Source organism: Streptomyces sp. NPDC005728, assembly GCF_040630895.1.
Classification (GTDB): Bacteria; Actinomycetota; Actinomycetes; order Streptomycetales; family Streptomycetaceae; genus Streptomyces.
Genome location: NZ_JBEXYL010000183.1, coordinates 1 through 9,028 on the forward strand (window position 1 = coordinate 1; position 9,028 = coordinate 9,028).

7 protein-coding genes are annotated in these 9,028 nt (G+C 70.6%); 1 reads left to right on the top strand and 6 read right to left on the bottom strand.

Annotated elements, in window-relative coordinates; genetic code table 11:
- Positions 1-129 precede the first annotated feature (129 nt).
- Genes ABZ471_RS46225 through ABZ471_RS46245 form a run of 5 tightly spaced genes read right to left on the bottom strand, consistent with a single transcriptional unit; the run spans position 130 to position 7,472 of the window.
- The gene (locus tag ABZ471_RS46225) at positions 130-2,634 is read right to left on the bottom strand and encodes an acyl-CoA reductase (RefSeq protein WP_359075163.1); all 2,505 of its coding nucleotides are present in this window, start codon (positions 2,632-2,634) and stop codon (positions 130-132) included.
- Positions 2,631-3,797: an acyl-protein synthase gene (locus ABZ471_RS46230; protein ID WP_359075164.1), complete on the bottom strand. Its 1,167-nt coding sequence runs from the start codon at positions 3,795-3,797 to the stop codon at positions 2,631-2,633. The genes ABZ471_RS46225 and ABZ471_RS46230 overlap by 4 nt, the downstream gene beginning before the upstream one ends.
- Positions 3,794-4,930 (bottom strand): GNAT family N-acetyltransferase, encoded by a 1,137-nt coding sequence (locus tag ABZ471_RS46235; protein WP_359075165.1) that lies wholly within the window; start codon positions 4,928-4,930, stop codon positions 3,794-3,796. The genes ABZ471_RS46230 and ABZ471_RS46235 overlap by 4 nt, the downstream gene beginning before the upstream one ends.
- Complete coding sequence (locus tag ABZ471_RS46240; RefSeq protein ID WP_359075166.1) at positions 4,927-6,213, bottom strand: MFS transporter; 1,287 nt, start codon at positions 6,211-6,213, stop codon at positions 4,927-4,929. Before ABZ471_RS46240 ends, ABZ471_RS46235 begins: the two co-directional genes overlap by 4 nt.
- A complete protein-coding gene (locus ABZ471_RS46245; protein WP_359075167.1) occupies positions 6,210-7,472 on the bottom strand; it encodes a phenylacetate--CoA ligase family protein in 1,263 nt (420 codons plus the stop codon). The genes ABZ471_RS46240 and ABZ471_RS46245 overlap by 4 nt, the downstream gene beginning before the upstream one ends.
- Before the next feature lie 336 nt (positions 7,473-7,808).
- Here ABZ471_RS46245 and ABZ471_RS46250 point away from each other — a divergent pair, with 336 nt between their 5' ends.
- On the top strand, positions 7,809-8,024 hold the full coding sequence (locus ABZ471_RS46250; RefSeq protein WP_359075168.1) for a hypothetical protein: 216 nt from the start codon (positions 7,809-7,811) through the stop codon (positions 8,022-8,024).
- Between the two features lie 504 nt (positions 8,025-8,528).
- On the opposite strand, the gene ABZ471_RS46255 is transcribed toward ABZ471_RS46250, so the two are convergent.
- A complete protein-coding gene (locus ABZ471_RS46255) occupies positions 8,529-8,879 on the bottom strand; it encodes a transposase family protein (RefSeq protein ID WP_359075169.1) in 351 nt (116 codons plus the stop codon).
- Positions 8,880-9,028 lie beyond the last annotated feature (149 nt).

The window sequence follows — 9,028 nt, forward strand, 5'->3', positions numbered from 1 at the left end:
GCCACGCGGCTCTCGCCGAGCGCTCCTTTCAGCTGTTCGGTGAACTCCTCCCATGCCCTTGCGTTCGCCTGCGCCACCTGCACCGGCCTGGCCGGTGGAAGGGGCGGGCCGCGGCCATACGGAGACCGGCTAGCGCAGATCGACGACCGTCCGCAGCTTGCCGCTGGTGGAGGTGCGCTCGAACGTCTCCCTCCGCACGGTCTCCACGGCGAAGGCCAGCAGACCCTCCGCCTCGGCCGAAGCCAGCTCCGTCACCTCGGCGAGGAGGGCCTCGCGCGCTGCATCGGGGTCGCTCGCGTACTGCTCGTCGAGCCGGACCGTCAGCACTTCCCGGCCGGAGCCGGATGCGACCAGCAACTGCATCTCACCGTGGTAGCCGAGGCGTTCCTGCGCGGCCCGCAGGATGCGCCGGTAGTTGACGAAATACGTGCCGACGCGCACGACGTCGCCGTAGCGCCCCAGCAGTTCCAGCCTCGGCACGTGGCTGCCGCACGCGCACGCGCCCTCCACCGCTCGGCCCAGGTCACCGATCTCGTAGCGCTCCAGCCGCTGTCCGGCACGGGCCCGGGAGGTGAAGACCAGCCGTCCCGGCTCGCCCGGTGTCACCGGCCGGTCCGTGTGCGGATGGAGGATCTCCAGCGTGTGCAGATCGGTCAGCACATGGTGAACCGACCCCTCACCCGCCGTGCACTGGTACCCCAGCGGCCCCAGATCGGTGCTGCCGTACGCAGCGGATCGGATGACCTCGACGCCGAACTCATCGGTCAGTACCCGGCGTTGCTCGGGGGTGAAGTGCTCTCCGCCGTAGAACACCTTCCTGATCCCGCCGTACGCACGCAGCCGGTCCGCCTCGGCGTGGAACAGCTGCCACAAGTAGGACGGCATGCCGAAGAGGGTGTCCGCCCCGTGGGCGACCAGTGCCTCGGCGGTCATGGCGTGGTCGGGACCTGCGGCCATCGGGATCTGGGTGGCGTTCAGGCGTTCCAGAATGGAGAAGAAGCTGATGAAACTCCCGTACATCCCGCCGCAATAGAACAGGTTGGCCGCCCGGTCACGGGCCGGGTCGAAGCCGGCGGCGAGCAGCCCGTCGGCTGCGGCGCGCATCTGGTTGCCGTAGTCGTCGCAGGTGAACACCGACAGGGCGGGCGTGCCCGTGGAACCCCCGCTGCGGAAGTACAGGTGGGCGTGGCGCGGGTCCAGCGAGACGAGAGCGCGCTGCACGCCTTCCTTGCCGAGCAGCGGTGCCTCGGGCGCCGGGGGCAGGACCGGGGGCGCCACCAGGTCGTCCAGGCAGGCGACGGTGCGGAACGCATCGCCCGGCGCGCGCACGCTCACCCGACGGCTGTAGCGCTGCAACGCGTAGACCCCGTCGTGCGGTTCACCCTCGTAGCCCTCCAGCATGGAGCCGACCGGGGTGACCCGGGTGACCCCCGCGGCGAAGAGGGCGCGCGACAGCTCGGCCACGTCCGCCGGGCTGCCGCCGACAGCCGCGGTCTGCAGATAGCGGCGCATCGGCCGCAGCGTCGCCGTGACCGTGTGCCGGGGGAGCGGCTTCACCCAGACGCTGCGATGCAGCGGGGAGGCGTCGAGCGCAGACCGGGTGTCCGCCATCACCCGCCATGAACCGTCGTCGGCGGCGAACACGCGGGTGAGGCCGAGGTGTTGTTCGAGCCGGGCCAGCTGCTGCACGGTGGTGATCTCCGCCTGCTCGGCCGGTCCGGGCAGTGGCGCGCGCAGGGCGTCGGACACCTTCGCCAGCCGCTCGGCGAACCGCCCGGCGAACGCGAAGACGTCGTCGGCGTCCGGGGAGTCGAGATAGACCACCTGAGGGCTGGAGCACGCCTGCTGTTCGAAGCGGCAGACATCCTCGGCGAGCGCGTCGAGCGTGCTGTCGTCGGTCGCTGCTTCCCGGGTCAGGTAGGCGAAGGAGATGCGGTGCCCCCACTCGACGACCCGGCAGCCCGGCGGTGCGATGTCGCTCACCGCGCGTATGGCGTCCTCTCCGCCCCAGGCGGCGATTGCGTCGGCCTGCCCGCACAGCGCCTGGATCCAGTCCTGCCGCGATGACGGGAAGCGGAGGGCCACCACGCGCTCGGAGATCAGCCCGGTCGGGTCGGCGGCCCCGAGGGCGGCGAGCAGGTCCTGGGCGAGTGAGGTGTCGGAGCTGCTGGTCTTCAGGACGTTGACGTTGCCCGCCAGCAGGCCCTCGACGACGCTCAGGGGTGCCACGGCGGCGGCGTTTCCGGGCGCGATGTGCACCAGCAGGCCCACGGGCGCCCAGGACTCGTACACCGTCTCGCGGCCGTCCGGCCGGGTCAGCCGCTCCGGCCGCAGCCCGCCCAGTTCCCGGCGCAGCTTGCGTTCCAGCGCCTGCCGGGTGAGCGCGCCGGCCAGCTCGGCCAAGGTGGTCGCGCCCTCGACGGCGGTCAGCTGTCCGGCCAGCCGGCCGTACAGGTCGGAGCCGGGATCGGCCAGGTCACGGCTGACTGCGGCGCAGGCGCCGAGCACCACGTCGGTGGGCAGCGGTCGTGCCAGGACCCGCCCGGTCGACTCCGCCAGCCCGGCGAGCCGTCGGCCGGCCTCGGCGTCGTCGATGAACTCGCCCTGCCAGAGGTGAAGTGCGGAGGTGGTCACGACATTCCCTTCATCAGTTCGGCGGCGGCGACCGCGCAACTGCGGTTGCGGCTCACCCCGGCACGGCCGTGCACGGTGAACCAGTCGGTGGGCAGCGGGCAGGGGCAGTCCTCGCCCGGGTGCAGCGAGGCAAGGTCGCCCATCACGACGCTCTGCGCCGGAACGGCGGTGATGTACGGGCTGACCAGGTGAAGAAGGCCGCGCTCTCCGTACGGCAGCGGACGCAGCGTCGCCGTGTCGCGGACCGCGGCGCGTGACCACACCGGCACGTGCAGCCGGTGGTGTGCGCACTCGACGTACGGCACGCAGTGCTCGACGGAGCCGAACGTGTCCCGGACACGCTCGCCCGGGATGCCGAGGCGTTCGGTGACCTCGGCGTAGAACACGTCCTTGCCGATCTGCCGGTCGGCATGGCCCTTCCAGCCGCCGCCGAGCACCATCAGTGATCCCTCGGGCAGCCGCAGCGGCGGCAGACCCATGGCCCTCATCCGTTCCAAGGTGAAGTACAGGAAGGCAGGGAAGCCCAGGATGCGCACCGGCACGTCGTCGTCCGCGTACTGCTGGAGCGCCGCGATGCAGCCGTGCACGTCGAACTCGTGGCCGGATCCGGTGTGCCGCAGCGCGTGCGTGGTGTGCCGGGCCGGGGCGAAGTCACACAGGTAGTTGTCGGTGAACGACGTGCCCAGCTTCAGCGACGGCGCGGGCTCGTAGCTGTACAGCAGGTAGTTGACCGGTTGGTCGGGGGTGATCCAGCCGTAGTGGTCGAAGATCCGGGCCACCATGCGCTGCGCCGAGCGGATCGTCCACTCGTCGAAGAACATCTGCGACTTCTGGCCCGTGGTGCCCGAGGAGGTCAGGTGCAGGAACACCTCCTCGCGAGGGATGGAGAGCACCTCGTGGCGCTTGAAGAAGGCGGCGGGCACCAGGGGGGTGCGCACTGTGTCGCCGACCGTGGGCGCCGGGGCCTCGGGCGTGTCCTGGAGCAGGGCGGCGTAGAACGCGGAGCGCTGGGCGTGCCAGGCATGGGTCTCGGCCATCGCCGCGGCGAACAGCTCGTCGATGCCGGCGCCGGCCGCGTACGGCTCCGCCAGGTCGCACAGTCGTTGCACGTGGCCGAGCGCCGCCGGGTCGGGGACCTCGACGGGAGCGAGATGGGGGTTCATCGGGACACCTCGTGAAGGGGCAGGTAGGTGGCGGTCCAGGCGCTCAGATAGGCGCCGAGGTACGGCTGGAGCAAGGGGCTGACGGCCGTCGTCCGGAAGTCGATCTGGCGGCTGGTGCGGGACAGCACCACGTGGTCGTGGAAGCGGTCGTGGATGCGGCGCATGGCGGGATAGACCGCGCTGGGCACGAACCCCGAGGCGAGATAGACCTCCAGGGCCTCGGTGTCGGCCAGTGGGAGCAGCGTCTCGGCGTAGTCCGCGCCGGCCCGGGTGACCTTGGTCATCAGCGCCTCCAGCGCGCCGGTCACCGCGGCCGGGCGCGGATGGACGGCGACCAGCGCGCAGCTGCCCGCCACCGGGTCGAGGTCGGCGTACGCCTCGAAGCCGCCGTCGGCCGCCACCAGGAGCGCGTTCGGGGTGTGCAGCGGGAAGAAGCGGTCGCCCGCTTCGGGAAACCGTTCCAGGAAGCGGCGGCGGACGAAGGCCGGGGCGTTGATCAGCTCGATCGGTGCGGCAACCGCGGTGGCGCGCGCCGCACCGCCACCGGGGACGAGCCCGGTGGCGCCGTAGTCGATGCCGATGCCGCTGGAGGCGGCGGACAGCAGCACCGACAGCCGTTCCGGCACGTGCTCGACGGGGGCGCGGCGTTCCAGCACGCCGTCGGCGTAGCGGGCGAACAGTGCGAGGCTCTCGCAGCCCTCGACCTCGACCGCGTTGGGCATCAGGCCGAGCGGCCGGAAGCCGTTGCGTACGACGACGTGCTGGGGGCCCTCGGTGACGACGCGGACGGTGGCGTACACCGAGTCGAGGCGGCCGGTGCCGAACGCTTCGTCGCAGACGGCACCGGTCAGTCGGGAAGCCAGCCCGCCGCCCCGGTGGCCGGGATGCACGGCGAGTCCGACGAGCTTGCCGATGCGGCTGCCCGGATCGGTCTGTACAACGGCGGATCCGACCAGGTCGGCGCGGTGTGTGCGGGCGGTGAGCCAGTGCGCGGTGCCGTCGGTGATCAGTCGGCGCATGACGGCCGGGTCACTGCCGAGCGGTACCGGGTAGCCGTGCCCGTACACCTCGAAGTACAACTGCCGCAGTTCCGCGATGTCCTGGACCGTGGCGGGGGAGACGACGACGCTCATGACGCTTCTCCCGCCCGGGTGAGGGGCTGTGTTGCGGACGCCCGGGGTCCGTCGGTGTCCGTCCGTCCGCCGACCCACCACAGTGCCAGCGCGACCGGTACGAGACCTGCGCCCTGCACCAGGCAGAGCGTGCGGGCCGTCAGATGGTCACCCAATGCGCCGAAGACGAGTGAGGCGACGGGGAACGTGGCACCGAGCAGCGCCTGCATGACTGCGAAGAACTCCGGCTTGTCGTCGGCAGGCACCAGCCGCTGGAACAGCGCGACGAACCGGACGCCGATCACGCCGACGCACCAGCCGACGACGGCCAGGGCACCGAACGCCACGGCGTGCCCGGGGACCAGGCCCGGCAGCCCGAGGGCCGCGGCCATCACGGTCAGACTCACGGTGCCGACGGTGACGGGACGCCCCGGAAGGCGGGCACCGGTGAAGGATCCGACGAGTGTGCCCGCGCCGAGGGCGGCCTCCAGCGAGGCCACGGTCGAGCCGGTGGAGTGCAGCACACCCCGCGTGTAGAGCGGCATCACGACGTAGACAGCGGTGGTGAAGACGTTGGCGGCGGCGAAGCAGACCAGCACACGGCGGATGAACGGGAGCCGGGCCAGGACCTGGCGCAGCGTCCGCGATGCGGGTGCCGTGCCGCTCTGGGGTCCGTGCGTCTGGGCCGTGGCGTGCGGGAAGCGCGCCGAGAGGACCAGCAGGGCCGCGAGCAGGTAGGCGGCAGCGCAGGCGGCGACGACGCCCGGGAGCCCGCCCGCGTCGACCGCGAGCGGTCCGAGCAGTCCTCCGCCGAGCCCGGCGACCGACTGGGTGGACAGCTCGAATCCGGTGGCCGCTTCGATGTCGGCGTCCTCGACGAGTTCCGGCACCGATGTCGTCAGGCACGGGTCGAAGAGTGCCTGACAGGCAGCCAGCGCCAGCCCCACCGCGTAGATCGCGGCCATCGGCAGTGGCCCTGACTGCGCCAGGACGGCCGCCACCGTGGCCACCGCGCCGGCCACGGCCGCCGCGCCGGCCAGCACCGTCCGATGGGCGTGACGTGCGACGATGCGGGCGACCACGGGGGCGAGCGCGACCGCCGGCAGCGTGCTGACCATGAGGAAAAGGCCCGAGTCGAGCCCGCGGTGCCCGCCGCCCGCGAATCCGACCAGCCACCAGACCGCGCCGACCTGGAACATCCTGCTCGCGGCCTGGGTGAGGAGCTGACCGGCCCAGACCCGGCCGAACGACGCGTTGCGCAGCACGAGGGGCAGACGGCGTGTGCGTGACCCCACCGCGTTCATGAATGCGGCCGTTCGTCGACGACGCGGATGAGCTTGCCCGTACGGGAGTTGACGGCCAGGTCCTGGTGCCGCACCCATTGGACGATGAGCGGGTTCACATGACCGGCGGCGGTCGCGCTCCGATAGAGCGGGCGTTGCGCCAGGACCGCGGTGGCGACGGCATCTGCCAACGCACTGTTCCCGGCACCGGGTTCACCCGTCGCGAGCAGCAGTACCAAGCCGTCGCGGCCGTTGCTGCGGCGCACCACGAGTTGCAGCCCCGTCACCTCACCGGCCGTGTCGGCAGCCATGACGATGTCGTGGACGTCCTGGGTGTAGAGGGAGACGGGACCGACCCGAACGCCCTCCTCGGCGCGGCCCAGGATGCGGAAGACACCGGCGTTCCGGTCCACCCACTCGGCCCGGTCACCGGCCGGATAGCGGAGCACCGGCATGAGCCGTCGGCGCAGGTCGGTGACGACCAGCCGTCCCGGAACGCCGTCGCCGGTGACGGGCCGGTCGGTCTCCTCGTCGAGGATCTCGACCATCGTGTACGGGGTGAACACGCGGTGCACGCGCGGGTCGCCGCCGGGCACGGCCTCCCCGAGCAGCCCGGCGTCCACGCTGGCGTAGCCGAGGGAGCGCACCTGGGCCTTCGGGAACGCGCCCGCAAGCAGGGGGAGCTGGTCGCCGAAGAGGCATTCACCGCCGAAGAACAGCAGCTCCACGTCCGGGAGTGACCGGCCTGCGGAGGTGAGGCGCTCGGCGAGGGAGCACAGGGTGGTGGGCGTTCCGGCGACGACCTGGACCTGGAATTCCCCCAGGGTGGCCGCGGTGGATTCCCAGGGCGTCGCGCCGCCGATGGGGAGGCGGACGTTGGCCACCGGGGAACGGTGCAGCGAGTCCAGGACGAAGCTGAAACTGGCGTACAGATCACCCGCGTAGAACAGGTCGGCAACCCGATGACCCGGTCGCAGCCCGGCATTGACGAGTCCGGCGCCGAACGCCGTGGTGAACTCCCGCCATTCCGTGCGGCTGTAGTAGGAGAACTTCGGGGATCCCGTGGTGCCACCGCTGCGGAAGACGACCGCCTCGTGGAGCGGCGCGGTCAGCAGCCTGTTGTCGCGGGGTGAGTTGGCCCGCCAGAAGTCCGCCTGTGGCACCACCGGAAGATCCGTGAGGTGTGCCGCATGACTGGGCAGATGAGCGTAGAGCTCACGGTAGAAAGGCGAGTTGTGGCGCGCGAAGCGTACGAGCTCCGCGAGTGGTTGAACGGGCATCAATTCCTGCTCGAAGGCGTGAACCGTCGGAATGGAAAGAGCCGACGGCGGTACGACGAGTGGGGCCGTTCCGGTACGGAGAAAGGCCTTGTCGTTGACGATTTCAATCAACGGTGCACCTGCGATGAGCGGAGCATCCGGGACAGAAGGATATCTCAACATTCGGAACGGGCTTGCGTGAACTGGCCACGTGGGCAAGGGCGTTTAGACGTGCGAGCGGACGAGCTGTGACTGCTTCTGGTTCCCTCGGAACCAGAGACGCCTGTCACATGAAACCGTCTTTCCATAAGTAATTGTTGAGTGCCCCTCAAGGACCCTTTATGGAAGGAGGGTCTGATGCACGATCGGGTGACATCTGAACTGGCCTGGCGTGTGGGGGTGGGTGGGCAGGATGCCGTTGTTCCGAAGCCGTATCCGGAAGAGTTCCGCGAGGAAGTCGTGCGGGTCGCGAGGAACCGCGGCCCGGGTGTGACGCTGGAGCAGGTGGCTGCCGACGGGGGGAGGGTGGACGCCGTGCAGGAGGTGCAGCTGAGCGTTGTAGACGGCCCGTGAGCCGGGCAGAACATAGGGAACGTCTCGCCGCCCGGGCGGCCGCGTGGTGGGCCGAATCGGCCGAGGCAGCTGGAGCGTGCCCCTGAGGCACATGACGCACGACGCCGTGAAGCGGGTGCACCGCACTCTGGTGAAGGACGGCGTTGACGCTGTTACGTTCGCGGCGGAGATTGAGGCGGCGGGAAGGACCCGGCTCCACCTGCTCGAGCCCAGTCCGGCAGTGGAGCCCGGCATCGGTCCGAATCCAGGGGCGCTTGTCCTGGTCGAGGACTCGCTTCCCGAGCCCTGGCGTCGCCTTCCCGATCCGGCGCCAGGGGCGGTGCCGGCGCCGTCGGCGGACCCGGCGCTGCTCGAGGGGACACTGTGCGAGCGGTCGGCAGCATCGAGGCCGCCTTCACGGCGGCGATCGGTCCGAACGCCGCCGTGATCAACTGGGAGGTGCTGTGCTGGCCGGACGCGCCCGAGCTGGGATTTCACGGCGAGTCCAGGCTTCGGCCAGAGTGCTCAGCCGGATGCCCGGAGCGACGGTGCAGCCCGCTCGGCCAGCAGGGGCCGCACCTCCCCGATCGCGCGCGTGATGGTGGCGCGATCCACCCCGAACCAGCAGGCCAGCACGTCATGAGTGGTGCCATGGCGAAGACTCACCAATGTGGCCAGCAGTCGGTCGACGAAGACGAGCTTGTGTTGCGCTCCAGCTTCCACAGTCCGCCGCCGGGGCCGAGCCGTGAGCCGAGCCTGATGTCGCTCGTGCCACAACGGCCCCACCTCAGCAACGAGTTCAGCGATCACATCTGGCGACAACCCAGTGAGCCGGTACTCCGCCGCGATCAACTCACGCGCCCCAACCCCCATCATGCACGGTTCGACGAGCTACCGGGGTGCCGAGCCACGGCCAACCACGCACGAGGTCGTTAGGGCTCGCAGGGAATTAACTTGTTGGTCTTGGGACTTGACATCGCAGGTCAGCGCGACGCGCGCCCGCATGTTGTTCTTCTGCGAGCCCT

Bases quoted from the DNA above. Each gene is read 5' to 3' on its own strand.
- ABZ471_RS46235 (WP_359075165.1), bottom strand. From the start codon at position 4,930: ATGAGCGTCGTCGTCTCCCCCGCCACGGTCCAGGACATCGCGGAACTG.
- ABZ471_RS46255 (WP_359075169.1), bottom strand. From the start codon at position 8,879: ATGATGGGGGTTGGGGCGCGTGAGTTGATCGCGGCGGAGTACCGGCTC.
- ABZ471_RS46230 (WP_359075164.1), bottom strand. From the start codon at position 3,797: ATGAACCCCCATCTCGCTCCCGTCGAGGTCCCCGACCCGGCGGCGCTC.
- ABZ471_RS46240 (WP_359075166.1), bottom strand. From the start codon at position 6,213: ATGAACGCGGTGGGGTCACGCACACGCCGTCTGCCCCTCGTGCTGCGC.
- ABZ471_RS46250 (WP_359075168.1), top strand. From the start codon at position 7,809: ATGCACGATCGGGTGACATCTGAACTGGCCTGGCGTGTGGGGGTGGGT.
- ABZ471_RS46245 (WP_359075167.1), bottom strand. From the start codon at position 7,472: ATGCCCGTTCAACCACTCGCGGAGCTCGTACGCTTCGCGCGCCACAAC.